Source organism: Limosilactobacillus avistercoris (genome assembly GCF_014836425.1).
GTDB classification, from domain to species: Bacteria; Bacillota; Bacilli; order Lactobacillales; family Lactobacillaceae; genus Limosilactobacillus; species Limosilactobacillus agrestimuris.
Genome location: NZ_JACSQW010000006.1, coordinates 82,218 through 99,265 on the forward strand (window position 1 = coordinate 82,218; position 17,048 = coordinate 99,265).

Here is a 17,048-nt window from a genome sequence, read left to right on the forward strand (position 1 = left end):
TCTTCAATAAAGCCTGGGCCTACACAATTTCCCATAAGTGGTCCAAAGATATTCTTCGCGGGAATGTTCTCTATATTTTTCTCGTGATTCTCTATGACCTATTTCATTTCCAGTTAGCTACCATTTCATGGGGTGTCTTCCTTAAATTTTGGATTCTCCTTAATATCTGCTATATTTTCAAATTATTTCTAAAAAAATGAGGGAAAAACTTAAGGAAAGTCATTCACGATTTTCCTTTATGTTTTTCCCTTTTTAATTATCTTTTTTCGGTGTTTGGATCTTCATTGATGAACTATGCGTTGCAAGGCGCTTCTCTGGATAAAGTTTCTTAGCTAGTGCTGTAATTGCTGTTGGCGCTTCACCAAATGCCGTCGCAATTAAGGCAGTCTTACCAGGATAAGTCACCCCATCCCCAATTGCATATACTCCATCAATATTAGTTTGCATCGTTGAGTCGACCTTGATCAAATAGTGTTCTGCCGCCAAATCTAATGACCATTGATCAAGTGCAGCATTATTCGACGTAAATCCGTAGTTCACAACTAACCGGTCAACATTCAATTCCGTCATCTCGTCGCTGCGCATCCGCTTTAGTTTCAAGGTAACGGATTGATCACTTTCTACTTGAAGCTCTTTGGGTAGAAACGGTGTAACCAAGTCAATGCTTGATTTTTTTAGAAGGGAAACCGAGTGTTCCATTCCCCGGAACTGATCTCGACGGTGAATCAATGAAACTTGTTTTGCAACCGGTTCAAGCATCAAGGCAATATCAATGGCTGAGTTACCGCCACCTAAAACCGCTACCCGTTTATCAGCAAAGTCGTCCCGATGAGTGACAAAATAATGGAGTTGTTGTCCTTCGAGGTCTTCTGCTCCTTCAAGTGCTAATTTACGTGGCTTAAATGCCCCATTTCCCAATGCAATTACAATTGCCCGGGAGTGTGAAACACGGTTAGCACTCTTAATAGTAAAGGTTCCATCCGCTTCCTTTACAACGTCTTCAACTGTTTCGCCCGTAAATTGATCAATTGGTGCCACAGCAATTTGTTTTTGCAATTGCTCCACCAATTCACGACCTGTGACACCAGGAAGTCCGGCAACATCCCAAATCTGCTTCTCTGGGTAAAGAGCATTAACCTGACCACCAAGCTGCGGTAAGCTCTCGATCAACTGGGCATCCAGTTCGTGCAATCCACAGTAAAAGGCCGCAAACATCCCTGCAGGACCGCCACCAATAATTGTAATATCATACATTTTTGCCATTACGACGGCTCCTCTCTTTTTCTTTTCTCACTATTGTAATTGATTTTAGGCAAAATTAAAATTGCGGTGCACTTATCATTTAGCTATTATTAACATAATTACTAAATAAATGGAGGAAACTACCATGGCCACCAAGAAGATGATTTTGGATCTTGATACCGGTGTTGACGATGCGCTCGCACTTGCATATGCCATTGCAGATCCAGCAGTTGATCTAATCGGAGTTGTTGCTTCTTACGGTAATAACTTACTAGGACAAACCGCCAAAAACTCGTTACAACTCCTCGAATTGCTTGGACAAAATGTTCCTGTATTTAAAGGTCTTGAACACTCAAGTACTAGCGATCACTTTAACGTAATGCAGGTTAGTAAAGAAATCCACGGTAATAACGGGATCGGTGATATTTCTCTTCCAGAACCAACCCATAAAATTCAAACACAAGATGGTGTTGACTTTATCATCGAAGCAGCACACCAATACGGTAAGAATTTAATCATTGTTCCAACTGGTCCTTTAACTAACCTTGCCGCAGCGTTACACAAGGATCCCCAAATTAGCCATTTGATTGGTAACGTTACTTTAATGGGTGGGGCACTTACGGTTGAAGGAAACGTTAGTGACGTTGCTGAAGCAAATATTAATCAAGACGCTGAAGCTGCTAATGAAGTCTTCACCAGTTCACTTCCAATTACAATGGTGGGTCTTGACGTTACTCTTCGGACGCTGCTCAAAAAAAAAGAAACAGCGAAATGGCGCCAACTAGGAACCAAATCGGGGATTGCTTATGCTGACCTAACTGATTTTTACATTGACGCTTACTATAATCTCGGGATTGACAAACACGGTTGTGCAATTCACGATCCCCTTGCTGTCGGCGTTGCAATCGACCCAACATTTGTCACAACCCTTGCTTTACCGATGAAGGTAATCACTGAAGAACATAATTATGCTCGAACAATTGGGAATAAAATGAGGCTCAATACTTCTCATCCAAATGTCAATGTTGCAATCAACGTCGATAAAGAGCGGTTTGTTCCTAGCTTCATGGAACACCTTACCAGCCTTTTAGCTAATCACTAAATTGGCTGTCAAATCGGTTATTTTTGTTGTATGATTAGAGTAAATATTTATCTGGGGTGCCCACTTGGCTGAGATTAGACCCATCGAACCTGTCTAGGTAATACTAGCGAAGGAAGCGCATTCTGAATGCTTGGTAAGTTTGGAGTCTATTAATAATAGATCAAAAGTGGGAAAAGTCACTACGCTTTTTCCACTTTTTTATTTTCCCCAAGAAAGGAAATTATTATGTTTCGTCAATTTCATTTAAAGGATATTATCCTCCTTGCGATTATTGGGATTATTTTCGGGGTAATCTATCTAGTAACGGGGATTATTTACAATGGCCTTACAATTGCACTAACTCCATTTGGTTACGGCCCAATGGCTAATGACATCACGTTAGGAATTTGGTGTATGGCCGGGCCATTAGCCGGATTTATGCTCCGTCTTCCTGGCGCGTCATTTCTTGGCGAGTTTCTTAGTGCTGTTGTCGAAATGCTCCTTGGAGATCAATGGGGCGTGACCACTCTACTTTCGGGACTGGTGCAAGGGATTGGTACCGAGCTTGGATTTACCTTCACCCTTTACAAAATGTACAACTGGGTGACACTTCTACTTTCCGCAACTGCTACGACAATTTTTACATTTGCTTGGGACTGGTTCCGTAATGGTTATAGTCACTTCCCGTTCTCCATGTTAGTTGTAATGTTAATCGTTCGTTGGCTATCGATGCTTTTCTTCACCGGTATCCTAGTTAAGTTAATCATCAACCTACTAAACCGTAGTCACGTTTTGGCGAGATAAAAAATGGAAAAAATACTTATTCAAAACCTAACATTTGCATATAAAGAAGGCCAGCCCATTCTCGATGACGTTAACCTTGAGTTGCCACTCCACACTTCGATTCTTTTGAGCGGCCCGATTGGCTGTGGAAAAACAACTCTCCTAAAGTTAATTGCTGGTCTGTTCCCTAAATACGGTGGAACCTGTTCTGGAAAGATCAAGCTTCCGCATGATCAACGAATTGGAATGCTCTTTCAGGATCCGGCGATGCAGTTTACGATGGACACACCACAGCACGAACTCGAATTCACCCTTGAGAACCTTCAAGTACCACATAACGAGATTAGCAACCAGGTAAAAGCAGCCTTGGCATTTGTTAATCTTCAAAATGTGGCGCACCAAAAGTTGACCACTCTTTCCGGTGGTCAACTACAAAGGGTGGCCTTAGCAGTAATTATCGCTATGAAAGCTGAGATTATCCTATTAGATGAACCATTTGCTAGTATCGACGAACCAAATCGCCAATTTTTGCTTCAAAAATTAGCTCAATTGCAGTCTCAAAAAGGGATAACTATTATTATCAGTGACCATAACCTCCGGAACTACCAGAATTTCATTCAATTCATTGTCCAATTTCATGAACACCAGGTTAAGCTGCTTTCAAGTAATGCTAGTCACCAGCTTTTAATGAATGCTAATCAACATTCCACTAATTTATCCACTAACCTTCCCCCACAGACCGATCCGTCAATTATAAAATTACACAATTTTTCGATTACCCGTAACCAGCTTTCATTAATAGGGGTAACGAACTTAAAATTAATTCAAAATAAGGTTACCCTGCTAACTGGTCCCAGTGGTTCCGGAAAGTCAACACTTCTTAAATCTATTGCGAAGTTAACTTCCTACTCAGGGCAAATAACATATGATGGAAATAACATTCAAAAAATATTCCCCGGGAAATACTATTCTCAAGTTGGCTTAATCTTCCAAGAAACTAACCAGCAATTTTTAAACGTTACCGTTGGCGAAGAATTAAGCTTAAGTATTAAAAATGGGGGAAATACATTTTTCAAAGGGAAATCATCCCAGGAGCTTTTAGCGATGGTCGGGCTCCCTGACCTCACTGAACGAGTCATCTACTCCTTAAGCGGTGGGCAACGGAAACTGATCCAGAATTTGATCATGCTAATGATGGGACAAAAGCTCTTATTAATGGATGAGCCTTTTACCGGTCTCGATCAACCATCATTAAAGAAATTGCTCGCCCTCATTAAAAAAAGTCGTCAACAATTTCCACAAGCCCTACTAATCGTTAGTCACCAATTAGATTTTCTGGAGGGCTTTGTTGATTACCACCTTTCACTTACAGACCAGCAGCTTACATATCAAGGAGGATCACAAAATGAATCCTAGCGTTAAACTCTTGCTTCTTCTTTTGATCTCCCTTGAGATAAGCTTTACAGACAATCTTACTGTCAACTTAATCCTCATTGTCTGCCTCTTTATCGTCCTCCTTTTCCACCACCTTACTTGGCGACAATTTTGGTGTTTAATGATAATTCCGCTAATTCCGGGAATTGCCGTTTTAATTACTATTGGTGGTTACGGGTCACCACATAATTGGCTTACGGGTTGGAGCATGGTAAGTCGTTTTTACGTTTATGTCTTTGCCGGTGGCGTAATGACTTTCACTACTTCTCCCCTTCTTCTAGCTCGATCACTAGAACAGAATTTTCACTTACCAAGCAAATTTGCTTACGGGACCTTAGCTGCCTTAAATATTTTACCGAAAATTAAACAAACCGTTATTTCAATCAGGATTGCCGGTAAGATGCGTGGAATTAATCTTCATTGGTGGTCACCGAGACTCTATTTCAAGGCAATCCTTTCAGCAATCCGTTGGTCTGATCAGCTAGCACAAGCAATGAAAACTCATGGCTTTCGTGAGGGACAGCCGCGAACAACCGCCGTTAAAGTTTCTCTCTATTGGACAGATTGGATAATCCTGATTATTAGTATGGTATTACTACAATTCCTGCTAATTGCACTCCATTAAGAGATCGGTCATAATTAAGAAAAAATAAATTGGAGATTTTACTATGAATAATATTAGTTTATCTAAACGAATTATTGGTGCTCTTTCCTACCTCAGTATTCTCTTTCTTCCAGTAATCTTCCCACTAATCGTGTGGATAGTTGCTGGTCCAGAAAATCCTTGGGTTAAAAAGCAAGCTAAGGTAGCTTTTTGGACGCAAATTTTCCCATTGATTTACATTATCTTCTCACTATTATTTATTAGTGTTGCTGCTTGGCATTCAATGGTCGTGAACCTCGGTGCCTTCAGTGGTGTCTTGTTAACCTTTGCCCTCCTCATCGCATTAATTCTTTACATCTATAACATTGCAATGGCGGTAAAGGTTCTCCTCGGTCGTGAATAAAGTGTCTCTTAGAAGGAGCTGAATAGGAAAATGGACACTATTTTCACAATTTTTCTATTACTGACCGCCGTTGTCGTCGCAAATATCATTCACCTGGTTTACCCCAAAATTCCCTTATCAATTTACCAAATTGCTGCCGGAATTCTGATGGCATCTTTACCGACTACTGCTACCGATTTTACAATGCACCCGGAGTTATTCATGATGGCAGTGATCGCTCCATTGATGTTTAATGATGGCCAGAACCAGTCATTTAAGGTCCTCTCGAAAAACATTAAAAATATTCTGTCTTTAACTGTTACCTTTGCTCTTGTTGCTGTAATTATTATTGGGACAGCCTTGCACTTTACCTTTCCACAAGTCTTTTCGCTCCCCCTTGCATTCATGCTGGCAGCAATTATTACACCAACAGACGCGGTTGCTGTAAAATCACTCACCACTAACGTAACGATGCCTGAAAACGTTAATACCACACTAGAAGTTGAATCCCTATTCAACGATGCTTCAGGTATTGTTCTGTTAGATCTTGCCTTAGCTGCCTTTACTTCTGGAACATTTTCCGTTACTCACGGTATCTGGTACTTTTCCTACGTTTTCTTTGGCGGAATTATCTTTGGGGCAATTATGGGAAACCTCTTGATCACACTCCGAATGAAGTTGATGAGCCGCCACGTTGATATTGGTTCAATCGTAATTCCCATTAACGTAATGACACCAGTGGTTATCTACTGGTTAGCCGAAGAATTCCACTTTTCTGGTATCCTCGCTGTCGTTTCTGCCGGAATTATTCATAGTATCCTTTATGATCGGTTACGCTTAACCTCCGCAAAGATTCAAATGGCTACCAAAACTATCTGGTCAATTATCAGTGAGGCTTTAAACGGAATTGTTTTTGTCCTTCTTGGTCTTTTAATTCCCCAAGTAATTGGCCGGACAACACCAACCAATCTACTGAAACTCGTTGGTCTCGCTGTGGTTCTTTTCCTTGTAATGCTTATCCTTCGTTATGCCTGGGCTCGTTGGCGGCTAGTTAACCTTAAATCAAAGAAGGAAACCCGTAATCGTGATAGTTGGTTACTCGCACTTGGTGGTGTTCACGGGACAATTACTCTCTCATTAGCGTTCTCCCTTCCAATTCTGGTACGTGAACGCCCCTTCGCCTTTCGAAATTCGATTATCCTTATTTCCGCACTGGTAATCCTAATCAGTATTATTGTTGCTGCGATTGCCTTTCCAATTATTTTGCCACGCAAAGCAAATGATTACAGTGCAACCGAATTCCATAATGCCCTGGTTAAAACAGTTCAATACGCCATCGATGAATTAAAGGCAAATACTGAGGATCGAACTGAAAAGGCTATTATTATGGATCAATTGAGTAGTCAAATGACCCAATACCACCGGATCAACGCTGATGTTTTTGAGAAGATTGCCCGCAAAACCCACCAATTAGAGTTAGAGGTTATCGAACAGCTTGCCGATGAAGAAAAGATCTCTGAACGTCAGGCAGATTGGTACTCACGAATTGTGGCTCGTTCAATATATAATACGGGGAATCATACCTTCATGTCATTTGTTTCAACCGTTATTCACCGGATTAAGTGGCGAATTATCCGTCACAGGAATGCCAAAATTCAGGCTCAGCATCGCCGCCACCTTGAACAACAGCAACTCCATCCGGACCAGTTCATGTCATTTAAGAACGTCTTTAACCTCCTTAACCAGCGAATCAATAAATACCTCGATAAAGTTCAAACACCAAAGAACATCAATGAAATCACAATGATTCGCCGGGCCTACCTCCAGCGTTCTCATTTCTTTAATCGTGACTCTAAGGTTGACGATGACCGAATAAATGCCCTCTTCGTTGAGGCATTTCAACTTGAACACTCCTATGTTCAACAAAACCTCGCTGATGGCAAGTTTTCTCAATCTCTTGCCAATGCCCTTAATGAACATATCTCTACCGATGAGCTTGTAATGGTTCAATCAATTGAATAGAAAAAATTCCCACAATCTCTACTGATCGTGGGAATTTTTTAATCCTATGTTTTATAAAGACAAGAGTAATCCAATAATTGCTGGAATAAATTGGAACAGCCAAATCTTCTTTGTTGCAGTTAGGGCACCATACAGTCCCACTACTGCAACAAAAAGTAATAATAAACGACCAACGAGAATTGCTGTCATCCCCGCAAAGATAAATTGACTGACAATCAATGATAAACCAAGCATTCCGTTATAGATTCCCTGGTTAGCCATAGATATTCTTGCTGGTCTTTGCCGAAGGAAGTCCTCATCCATATCAAATGCCCTTGCTTGTTTTGCTGGACTAGCAAACATCTCCAAAAGCATGATTCCAAGATGTTCAATTCCAATTAAGATCGTTACAATTTCAAATGTAATTCCCAATTTTACTTCTCCCGTTTACTTTACATATTTTGCCAGGAACTTCTCAATATGATGTTGGTAAGCAGTTGGGTTATTAGCAAAGGATGAAGCATGTGCGGCACCTTTTACAACCCAAAGTTCTTTTGGCCCCCGACTTGCCTGATAATTTGAGTATACCATTTCTGTTGGTACAAAGTGATCCTTACTCCCGTGAATGAAGAGCATTGGACGGTGATTATGGTGCAAACTGTTCACTGCACTAGCCTCACCAATGTAAAAGCCATTTCGAACCCGATTCATCAAGCTTAGAATCTTAATCAGGGGCCACCGAATTGACGTTGGGATGCTATACAAGTTCCCTGCTTCATAGTTTAATTCATCATTCAGATTGGTATAACCGCAATCTTCCACGTATGCCTTTACCTGTTTTGGCATTTGGATCCCACTAGTCATCATCGTAGTAGCACCACCCATGCTGACACCAAAAATGACTACCTGACTATTTTGACCGTTATGGGCAATTAATTTTTTAGTCCATTTACGAACATCATACCGTTCCGGCCACCCATAACCGATATATTTCCCTTGACTTTGACCATGCGCTCGCACATCAGGCATCAAGACATTGTAGCCCATCTGGTGAAAGAGTGTTGCGTATTCTCCCATTTTCTCCTTGTTTCCCATGAAGCCATGGAGGATCACCACATTTTTAGTCGTTTTATGTGCTGCCGGAATATAATCCGCGTCTAACCGGTAGTTCCTCGTTGCCGAAGTCATTACCCACTGTTGCTTTTTGGCATTTTTAAACCACATTTTCTGGGTATAAAGTGGATCACTTTTTTCGATCTTTTGACTATTATTAATAAATGACTTATGCCCCGGTACCATTGCGACATGATAAAAGTACGTACCTGCGCTAAATAACGCTACAACAATCACTAATATTACCGCAATAATCGTTCGTCGCAGCCAATGTTTTTGTTTCTTTTTTTGTTCTTCCAAATTGATTAACCCCATGTTGCATTTTTATTAACGGTCCTGATTTTATCATAGAATATTTTTAATTGCACATTTTTCCACGAATCGTGGTTTCCAATGTTAAAATAAAGGTTAGTACTAAAGGGAGTGACTTGATGTTTCCAGAAAGATTACGTGCCTTACGCAAAGGACAGAAAATCACATTAAAAGAATTAGCCGAACACCTTAACGAAAACCTTGGTCCAAATGAAAAGCCTAATACCGCATCACAAATCGGTAACTGGGAACGGGGAATTCGGACGCCATCTTACGTTGAAGCACGAAAATTAGCTGAATTTTTTGATGTCAGTCTTGACTACCTTACTGGGAAGTCTGATCGAGATGACTTTGATCTCGCTAAATTATTAATTTCTGCTCGCAACCTTACCTTTAACCAAACTAACATTAGTAGTGATGACCGTTATGAAATCTTTCAATTAATTGACGGTTACTTAAAGGGACGGAACAACCGCCTTGATACTGATAAATTTTATGGTAAGCAAGAGCAACTTAATTTAAAGCTAAAATAAGGAGCAATTATGAATCCAAAGCAATTAAAGAAGCTCAAAAAAAGAGTTAAAAAAGCCAAAAAGGTTGTCCAACAGCCTAAATACATTGAAGAATTAACTCAATATCGAGACTTGTTTGATCCCTTCCCTGAAGTTAAGTTCTTAATTAATAACGCTCTCGAAAGTGATCGGTTGTTAAAAAACGGTCTCTTGCCGCAACCATTACCACAACTTCTTCTTCCGGATGATATCCAGGATCAAATTTTCAAATACGTAAACCAACATTACGCTAAGGGTGACGCACAAGGCGACGCGCTGTGGAATAAGTATTCAACGGTCCTTCCAAAGCTAGATAAGGCACTGCGAAACTTCCGTGACTATTTGGAAGACACCTATGGGATGTGGTCGTACGTTAATGCTCCCTTTGCTAAAGCTTTGTCGGATTACCTGGATGGTGAACCAGTTCTCGAGATTATGGCTGGTAATGGCTACATTTCTAAGGGACTCCGGAATAATAATTCTACCCAAAAGATTTACACTACGGATAGTCAAGCCTGGATCAAGGAAAACGAAACCGGCAAACACCCCGTTACTCAAATTGAAAAACTTGATGCGATCGAAGCAATTAAAAAATATGGTGACCAAGTTAAGTACGCAATCATGTCTTGGGCACCTGACAAGCAGGAAACAGATTGGGAAGTCCTCCAACTACTTAGAAAGGATTATCCTGAAGTTAACCTCCTCGTGATCGGTGAAAAGGATGGTGCAACCGACTCAAAGGCCTTTTGGACACAGGCAAAGTTAAGCCAGGACGACAAGCTTAAACAAGTTAACCGCTACCTCCACTCCTTTGACTTAATCGATGAACAAGTCTACCTCGCAAAGTAAATTAAGAACCACTTCAATGTGGGTCTTTTTTTATGACTGGTTATTCGATACAATATTGCAAGTTTAAAATTTTTAAAGAAAGGAAAACTGAACGACACAATGTCAGTCAGTAAGGGTTGAATACAATGAAATACCGTCTTCAATCAATTTTATTCGTGTTTGTTGCGTTCATGCTTGGCTGTAATGAATACATGATCGTTGGGGTCCTCCCCGATATCGCCGCTCAATATCATGATTCACTGTCACAGCTGGGGCTCCTCGTAACTGTCTTTGCACTTGTTTATGCCATTTTTACTCCAATTATTACTTCACTAGCAAACCGCTGGCGACGACACCATGTTTTGCTGGCTTTGATGGTTGTCTTTTTCATCGGTAACACCTGGACCGCCCTTGCTAGCAACTTTATTTCAATGCTCTTTTCACGGGTGTTAACAGCTACGGTTGCCGGGGCAATTATTTCAATTGTCTTGGTCATGGCTAGTTTTGTAGCGCCACGGGAAAAGCGCGCTAGTTTGGTTTCGTGGGTTTTTGCTGGATTTAGTATTGCTTCAGTTATCGGGATCCCAATTGGAACGGTAATTAGTACGACTTTCTCCTGGCACGATAGTTTCTGGATGATTTCTGGACTAACCCTTTTTGTCTTCGCAGCACTCGTTTGGTTAGTACCTCGTGATACTCCTCAATTTAAGAGTACCCTTAGTAAACAATTTACTCTTTTAAAGGATTCTCGAATCCTTCTTGGGGTTATTTTTATTGTTACTGTCTGTGCAGCCGACTATACTATTTATACCTATATTCGTCCATTAATAACCAACGAAATGGGCTTTAGTAACACTTGGTTAAACTGGCTCCTCTTCGGGATGGGGATTTTCTTCATTATCGGTAATAAATTTGGTGGTTGGATCGCAGATAATGGTGGTGTTAACCGCCTCGGGATTATTTACATTGCCATGACGATCCTCTATCTCTTGTTCGGTCCACTACTCTCATTCAAGTGGGTTGCAATTACCATTGTGGCGCTTCTCTGTGTGGCCTTTTCTTCCTATGGTTCTTCAACCCAGTTAATGTTCCTTGACATTGCTGAAAAGGAATATCCGCAGTCATTAGACCTTGCGTCATCCCTTAACTCAATTTTTGCTAACATTGGGATTTCATTAGGTTCCTTTACCGCATCTCAAGCAGTTGCTTTAACACCAATGCGGAATCTTGGTTATGTTGGTGCCGTATATAGTATTGCTGCAACAATTCTCGTATTTACTCTAAGTAAGAAGTACACTGCAAAACGATTTTAAAAAATAGAGGCTGGGAAAAAACTCTCAGTCCAAAATGAAAGCCGGACGATGAACCAAGATTTGATTCATCGTCCGGCTTCTTATGTACACAGGAAATCGTTCCTGATATGATGTAATTATCCCTAAAAACAAACATAAAGGAGCGATTTTCATGTATCAAAATTATATCACGGGACAAACAGAATTCGTACTAAATTATGACTACAATGTGCCAAAAAATCATCTGGTTCGGTTAATTGATACTTTTGTCGATTCCATTCCACAAGAGGTTTTGTTAGAAGAGAACGTGGCCGTCACCGGCCGCCCACTTTCTCACCCTGCACTGATGTTAAAAATTCTGTTGTTTGCGTACTCTCGTCAAACTTATTCTGGCCGGAAAATAGAAACCTTGTTAGAAGAAAACTTACCAATGCGATGGTTAGCCCGTGATCATTCATACAGTTACCATACCATCAATAACTTTCGACGGAGTGAGCACGCCAGGAACCTAATAAAACGTACCTTTGTTTACTTTACTATGGCTCTTACGGACCATGGGCTAATTCAAAATGACGCAGTCTTTATTGATGGCACTAAGGTTGAAGCGGATGCCAACAAGTACTCGTTTACTTGGCGTCGGGCAATAGAAAAGTATCACGCTAAGTTGAGAGGAAAGACGGCTAGTATTTATGATGAGTTAGTAGAAAAGCAAGTCACCAAAGAGATGAAACCAGAAATGATTGAATCTATCGATGGTATGGAATTAATGGCTGAAGAAGTGGAAAAAGAAGTCGCTAATCTAGATGAAGCCATTAAACAGGAGCCGAAGATAATTAAAGGTGGTTCAGTTAGAAAACGTCGGCGACGTTTTCTAAAGAAGCTTCGTCGTCAACTGAGAGAAGACTTAATTCCACGGGCTAAAAAATATGAACGTGTCGAAGATATTTTTCAAGGACGAAATAGCTTTTCAAAAACAGACCACGACGCAACTTTTATGTGCATGAAAGAAGATCCGATGATGAACTGAGAACTCAAACCCGGATATAATCTTCAGATCGCCACGCATAATCAGTTTGTTCTTGATTATGCTTTATTTTCCAATCCTACAGATACTAGGACTTTAGTACCATTTCTCAAGCAATTCCATGGCTTGGATTTCTTTACACACGTGGTAGCTGATGCTGGTTACGGTAGTGAATATAATTACACAACACTGCTTGACCAATTCGATAAGCAACCACTCATTCCATACACTACTTATCAAAAAGAGCAGAAGCGTAAGTTCAAAAATGATTCAACAAAATCTCAGAATTGGCAGTACAATGCCGAGGATGACTACTATATTGATCATTTAGGCGTTCGCTTCAGTTTTTATCGCTATAGTAAACGAACTGATAAGTATGGATTTAAGCGCGATTTTAAACTCTATCGTGCCGACACACACCAATTATCAGAAAAGTTAGATCAGTTAGCTAAAACACCAGGTAAGCGTCAGCGCTACATCCAGGTTAATCCAACTTGGAATTATTACAAGGCAAAAGTCAAAGAGACCCTCTCAAGCGATGAAGGTAAGATGATCTATCGTCGACGCAAGTTCGACGTTGAACCAGTCTTTGGTCGCATGAAGAGGGATTTTGGCGTACGCCGAACTCATTTGCGCGGCCAACGGGCTGTGGAAAATGATGTCGGATTAACCTTAATGGCATTGAACTTAACGAAATTAGGTAAAACGATCAACCAATTAAGACTCTTTTTATCTCCCTTCTTTCATTGCAGGTGTTAATTTGAAGCACTATAATGAACGTGTAATTATATATTTTAAACAGGGAGGATAATAGTACACATGAAAAGTAATGTTTCAAATAAGTTCCTTATAAGCACCGCTGCTTTAGCTGGAATGATTTTAGCCGGAGCAAGCACTACAGTTCACGCTGACACAACCAGCAACAACCAAGTAACTGCTACTCAACAGGCTCAACCAACTTTGAATCAACTGAACCAACAACTGGCTAACCACTAACAAGCTGTTAAGACACAAAAACAACTTGTTCAAAATGATCAACGACGGGTTTCAGATGATCAAGCTGCAATTTCAAATGCTGAAACTGCCCAACAACAAGGCATCAGTCGTCTCCAAGCTGCTCAAAAGAATCAAAAGCAAGCACAATCTGCTTATGATCAACAGGTTAAAAACGTTAATGCTAAGCAAGCACAAGTTAACCAAGATCAAAAAGATTTGAATGCTGCTAAGGCTGCTCTTCAAAGCGCTATTAACCCAAGTTCATCTGCTGCTTCTGATTCAGCCAGTGCTTCTACTACCCAACCTTCTAGCTCAAGTGCTTCTTCATCCGCAAGCTCAAGCTCAGCAACTAGTCAAGATGCTGCTAAACTTCAACAAGCACAAAAGGCTGTCAGTGATGCACAAAATGATGTAACTGTTAAGTCAGATACTGCTAAGGCTGCTGAAACTGCTGCCCAAGCTGCTCAAGATCTAGTAAAAAAAGATCAACAAGCTATTAAGGATGCCCAACAAAACATCGATAGTTTAAAGAAGAGCTCTTCAGCTAATATCACTGAACTTCAAAAAGACATTGATCAGCTCAATAAACAATTAACCGCTGATCAAGCAGACCTTACTACCGCAAAGGATACTGCTAAAAAGGCCCAAGCTGCATTAGATACTGCTAAGAAAGCAGTTGTTGATGCACAAAAGAAGGTAAACCAAGCTAAGACTGTTCTTGAAAATGCCAAGAATAAGCTACAAAAAGATCAATCCACACTTAGCGATGCACAAAAAGCTGCCGATCAAGCTCAACAAGCAGTTAAGGATGCTCAAAAGCAATTAGCAGCTGCAAAGAACCCACAAGCCACTACAGATGAAATAGCTGCTCAAGCACCTGCAATTGTCCCTGATGGTTTTGCAAATGCTTTTGCAGGGTTTGATCCACAATCTGGCAATAATAATTCAGCTGCTATTAACTATGCTAAGCAAGCTCTTACTGCAAACAATGTTGATCTTAATTCTCCGTTTGAGGTTTACCATTACAGCTACACAGATTCAAACGGGAATACAACTAATACTGTTAAATTTAGTATTAATTATAAGCACAATAAAATTGACGAAAATAGAATTGTTGATACTCAAAATTTATCAGACAATGAGAAACTAGAAATTAATACTTTTGTCGCTAATATTGTTAACCGAATTCGTCAACAAATCCAAAATCAGTCAGATGGAAAGACATATTCTGCTGGTTATCTAAAAGTATCAGAGGGTGCCACTTCATTAGGCTGGAATTTAATGGATCTAGCTTATAATAAAGCAGGTATAACTTCATTCGAGCATAATAAAAAAGGCTTAGCTAATGCTGCTGAGAAATTAGGCCTAGGTGAGGATATCTTTTGTGGTGAAAACCTACTTAGTGGTTTAATCTTATCGGATAAAGAAACAGGAACTACTAAAATAAGCATGGATGCCCTTAAAGAGTCTCTTTATGCGGGTATTCTCCAAATGATGTATAAAGACGCTGATTCTCGAGGCTTTGGTTTTGGTGGCCATACAACAGCCTTTATCAATGATCCTAAGAGAAATAACCCCGCCGCTGGTGAAGAGGGTAATGCTATTGCTTTAGATAAAAATGGAAATCTAATTGCTAACCAATACCTTTCTGTTTCTATTGCAAAAACTGGTATTGTTCACTTCAACTTCATTAGTGACGAATATGCTTCTGCAGCAGTCAAAGCCAAATTAGCCCAAGGCGTAACTACTCCGGGTATCAGTGCTGCTAAACCAACTGTTGACCAAGCAGCGGTTGAAAAGGCACAAGCCGCTTTAACTAACGCTCAAAAAGATAGTCAAAATGCTCAAGCCAAGGTAACTGCTGCTAAGAAGGCTGTTCAAGCTGATAATGATGCTGTTCAAAAAGCAACTAAAGAACAACAAGCTGCCCAAAGTGCTTTAGATAAGGTCAACGATAATGTTACTGCTAAGAGCAATTCATTAAAGGTTGCTAACGAAAGTGCAACCAAGCTTCAAAGTAAGATTAATGATGCTCAAACTAGTCTTAAAGCTAAGCAAGAGAAGTTAACTGACGCTAAGAATGCTAGTCAAGACAAGAAGACTGCTTTACAAAAGGCTAACCAAGAACTCAGCAATGCTAAGCAAGCACTTACCAAGGACCAAGCAACTGCCACAGCTAAGAACACTGAATTACAAAAGGCAAATAAGGCTTTAGCCGATGCAAAGCAAAACTTGCAAAAGAAGCAAAGCGACTTGGCAAAATTACAAAAGACAAGCGCAACACCAGCAATGGTCCTTCTTACTAACTCCTTTGTTGAAGTTGCTAATCAACCATCCACTACCCAACTTCAACAACGTGTTCAAAAACTAACTGCTCAACTTACACAACACCAAGAAGAATTGAAGCAAGAACAAGCAAAGCTCAGTCAATTAAAGGCTAAGTTAGATGCTGCTAATAAAGCAGTTAAGGATGCTTCAGTAACTACCAATATTGCTGATTTAAAGAAGAAGCTTGCTAAGGATCAACAAACATTAAAGAAGGATCAAGCTAAACTAGATCAATTATTAAAGGACGTCCAAAACGATAAGGATCAAATTGCGGCTCTTCAAAGCCATCCTTCATCTGACTCACAATCTAGCGATGCTTCTAAGCCTGCTACTAGCGACTCTGCTCAAACTAGCGACGCTTCTAAGCCTGCTACTAGTGACTCTGCTCAAACTAGCGACGCTTCTAAGCCTGCTACTAGTGACTCTACCCAAACTAGCGACGCTTCCAAGCCTGCTACTAGCGACCCTGCCCAAACTAGCGACGCTTCCAAGCCTGCTACTAGCGATTCTGCTCAAACCAGCGATGCTTCCAAGCCTGCTACTAGCGACTCTGCCCAAACTAGTAATGCAGTTTCTGAAGCAACAGATACTACTGATATTAATGCTTCATCATCTTCTGTTAATTATCAAGAAATTACTAACAAAGAAAACACAGCTGCTACAATTAAGACAACCAATCATGTTGCAGTTCAACCTGTAGTAACACATGTTGCCTTTGCTACACCAGCAGCTCATACTTCAAGTAATAATCAAAAGCAAGCACAATTACCACAAACAGGTAATACAACTTCAACAGGAGTCTTTGGAATCCTGTTAGCATCGCTTACTTCACTATTCGGTGTCTTCTTTAATAAGCAACGGAATTAAAAAAGTTTATCCTAAACGCAAAAAGTAATTGAGAACGTCAAAATTCTCATGAAGTGACCCCCATAGTTGAACAGAGATTCCAACTATGGGGGTCATCACAATTTTATATTTTCATTTAATTCTTAAAAATAATGTAAGCAGTCAATAACGATACGTCTAGGCGCGGTCGACCAATCCCCCTATACTGAAGACATAAGATTCAGTACAGGA

Annotated in this window: 14 protein-coding genes, 1 pseudogene and 1 riboswitch; of the genes and pseudogenes, 12 read left to right on the forward strand and 3 right to left on the reverse strand. The window is 40.3% G+C overall.

Annotated features, from left to right (window positions below):
* Window positions 1-252: 252 nt before the first annotated feature.
* Complete coding sequence (locus tag H9564_RS03580) at window positions 253-1,263, reverse strand: NAD(P)/FAD-dependent oxidoreductase (protein ID WP_191684156.1); 1,011 nt, start codon at window positions 1,261-1,263, stop codon at window positions 253-255.
* A gap of 124 nt (window positions 1,264-1,387) precedes the next feature.
* Here H9564_RS03580 and H9564_RS03585 point away from each other — a divergent pair, with 124 nt between their 5' ends.
* From H9564_RS03585 to H9564_RS03610, 6 genes are all read left to right on the forward strand, one after another.
* Window positions 1,388-2,344, forward strand: coding sequence for a nucleoside hydrolase (locus H9564_RS03585; RefSeq protein WP_191684157.1), 957 nt, complete (start codon window positions 1,388-1,390; stop codon window positions 2,342-2,344).
* 42 nt (window positions 2,345-2,386) lie between these two features.
* Window positions 2,387-2,476: riboswitch (TPP riboswitch) on the forward strand.
* A gap of 93 nt (window positions 2,477-2,569) precedes the next feature.
* Entirely contained in the window at window positions 2,570-3,127 is a 558-nt protein-coding gene (locus tag H9564_RS03590) for an ECF transporter S component (RefSeq protein WP_191684158.1), read from the forward strand.
* A 3-nt stretch (window positions 3,128-3,130) separates the two neighbouring features.
* Window positions 3,131-4,522, forward strand: a complete 1,392-nt coding sequence (locus tag H9564_RS03595; RefSeq protein WP_191684159.1) for an ATP-binding cassette domain-containing protein — start codon at window positions 3,131-3,133, stop codon at window positions 4,520-4,522.
* Complete coding sequence (locus H9564_RS03600; RefSeq protein ID WP_191684160.1) at window positions 4,512-5,165, forward strand: energy-coupling factor transporter transmembrane component T family protein; 654 nt, start codon at window positions 4,512-4,514, stop codon at window positions 5,163-5,165. Before H9564_RS03595 ends, H9564_RS03600 begins: the two co-directional genes overlap by 11 nt.
* 43 nt (window positions 5,166-5,208) lie before the next feature.
* Entirely contained in the window at window positions 5,209-5,547 is a 339-nt protein-coding gene (locus H9564_RS03605) for a DUF4870 domain-containing protein (protein ID WP_191684161.1), read from the forward strand.
* A 30-nt stretch (window positions 5,548-5,577) separates the two neighbouring features.
* Entirely contained in the window at window positions 5,578-7,548 is a 1,971-nt protein-coding gene (locus H9564_RS03610; protein ID WP_191684162.1) for a cation:proton antiporter, read from the forward strand.
* Window positions 7,549-7,599: 51 nt separating this feature from the next.
* Here the strand turns inward: H9564_RS03610 and H9564_RS03615 are convergent, their stop codons facing one another.
* Window positions 7,600-7,959 (reverse strand): DUF1304 domain-containing protein, encoded by a 360-nt coding sequence (locus tag H9564_RS03615; protein WP_225209530.1) that lies wholly within the window; start codon window positions 7,957-7,959, stop codon window positions 7,600-7,602.
* Window positions 7,960-7,974: 15 nt separating this feature from the next.
* Window positions 7,975-8,955, reverse strand: coding sequence for an alpha/beta hydrolase (locus H9564_RS03620; RefSeq protein ID WP_191684163.1), 981 nt, complete (start codon window positions 8,953-8,955; stop codon window positions 7,975-7,977).
* 116 nt (window positions 8,956-9,071) lie between these two features.
* Between H9564_RS03620 and H9564_RS03625 the strand changes: the two genes are divergently transcribed.
* The 6 genes and pseudogenes from H9564_RS03625 to H9564_RS03650 all read left to right on the forward strand — a co-directional run bounded on the left by H9564_RS03625 (window position 9,072) and on the right by H9564_RS03650 (window position 16,838).
* Window positions 9,072-9,485 (forward strand): helix-turn-helix domain-containing protein, encoded by a 414-nt coding sequence (locus H9564_RS03625; protein ID WP_191684164.1) that lies wholly within the window; start codon window positions 9,072-9,074, stop codon window positions 9,483-9,485.
* Window positions 9,486-9,494: 9 nt separating this feature from the next.
* Window positions 9,495-10,352: an SAM-dependent methyltransferase gene (locus H9564_RS03630; protein ID WP_191684165.1), complete on the forward strand. Its 858-nt coding sequence runs from the start codon at window positions 9,495-9,497 to the stop codon at window positions 10,350-10,352.
* Between the two features lie 125 nt (window positions 10,353-10,477).
* Window positions 10,478-11,644 (forward strand): MFS transporter, encoded by a 1,167-nt coding sequence (locus H9564_RS03635; RefSeq protein WP_191684166.1) that lies wholly within the window; start codon window positions 10,478-10,480, stop codon window positions 11,642-11,644.
* Between the two features lie 151 nt (window positions 11,645-11,795).
* Window positions 11,796-13,406: pseudogene (locus H9564_RS03640) on the forward strand (IS1182 family transposase).
* Window positions 13,407-13,466: 60 nt separating this feature from the next.
* A complete protein-coding gene (locus tag H9564_RS03645; RefSeq protein ID WP_191684167.1) occupies window positions 13,467-13,643 on the forward strand; it encodes a hypothetical protein in 177 nt (58 codons plus the stop codon).
* A 216-nt stretch (window positions 13,644-13,859) separates the two neighbouring features.
* Window positions 13,860-16,838, forward strand: coding sequence for an SEC10/PgrA surface exclusion domain-containing protein (locus H9564_RS03650; RefSeq protein ID WP_191684168.1), 2,979 nt, complete (start codon window positions 13,860-13,862; stop codon window positions 16,836-16,838).
* The last annotated feature ends 210 nt before the right edge of the window (window positions 16,839-17,048 follow it).

Excerpts from the sequence above, each read along its gene's own strand:
- H9564_RS03605 (WP_191684161.1), top strand. The coding sequence starts at position 5,209 with ATGAATAATATTAGTTTATCTAAACGAATTATTGGTGCTCTTTCCTAC.
- H9564_RS03585 (WP_191684157.1), top strand. The coding sequence starts at position 1,388 with ATGGCCACCAAGAAGATGATTTTGGATCTTGATACCGGTGTTGACGAT.
- H9564_RS03610 (WP_191684162.1), top strand. The coding sequence starts at position 5,578 with ATGGACACTATTTTCACAATTTTTCTATTACTGACCGCCGTTGTCGTC.
- H9564_RS03600 (WP_191684160.1), top strand. The coding sequence starts at position 4,512 with ATGAATCCTAGCGTTAAACTCTTGCTTCTTCTTTTGATCTCCCTTGAG.
- H9564_RS03645 (WP_191684167.1), top strand. The coding sequence starts at position 13,467 with ATGAAAAGTAATGTTTCAAATAAGTTCCTTATAAGCACCGCTGCTTTA.
- H9564_RS03595 (WP_191684159.1), top strand. The coding sequence starts at position 3,131 with ATGGAAAAAATACTTATTCAAAACCTAACATTTGCATATAAAGAAGGC.
- H9564_RS03590 (WP_191684158.1), top strand. The coding sequence starts at position 2,570 with ATGTTTCGTCAATTTCATTTAAAGGATATTATCCTCCTTGCGATTATT.
- H9564_RS03625 (WP_191684164.1), top strand. The coding sequence starts at position 9,072 with ATGTTTCCAGAAAGATTACGTGCCTTACGCAAAGGACAGAAAATCACA.
- H9564_RS03620 (WP_191684163.1), bottom strand. The coding sequence starts at position 8,955 with ATGGGGTTAATCAATTTGGAAGAACAAAAAAAGAAACAAAAACATTGG.
- H9564_RS03635 (WP_191684166.1), top strand. The coding sequence starts at position 10,478 with ATGAAATACCGTCTTCAATCAATTTTATTCGTGTTTGTTGCGTTCATG.
- H9564_RS03630 (WP_191684165.1), top strand. The coding sequence starts at position 9,495 with ATGAATCCAAAGCAATTAAAGAAGCTCAAAAAAAGAGTTAAAAAAGCC.
- H9564_RS03580 (WP_191684156.1), bottom strand. The coding sequence starts at position 1,263 with ATGGCAAAAATGTATGATATTACAATTATTGGTGGCGGTCCTGCAGGG.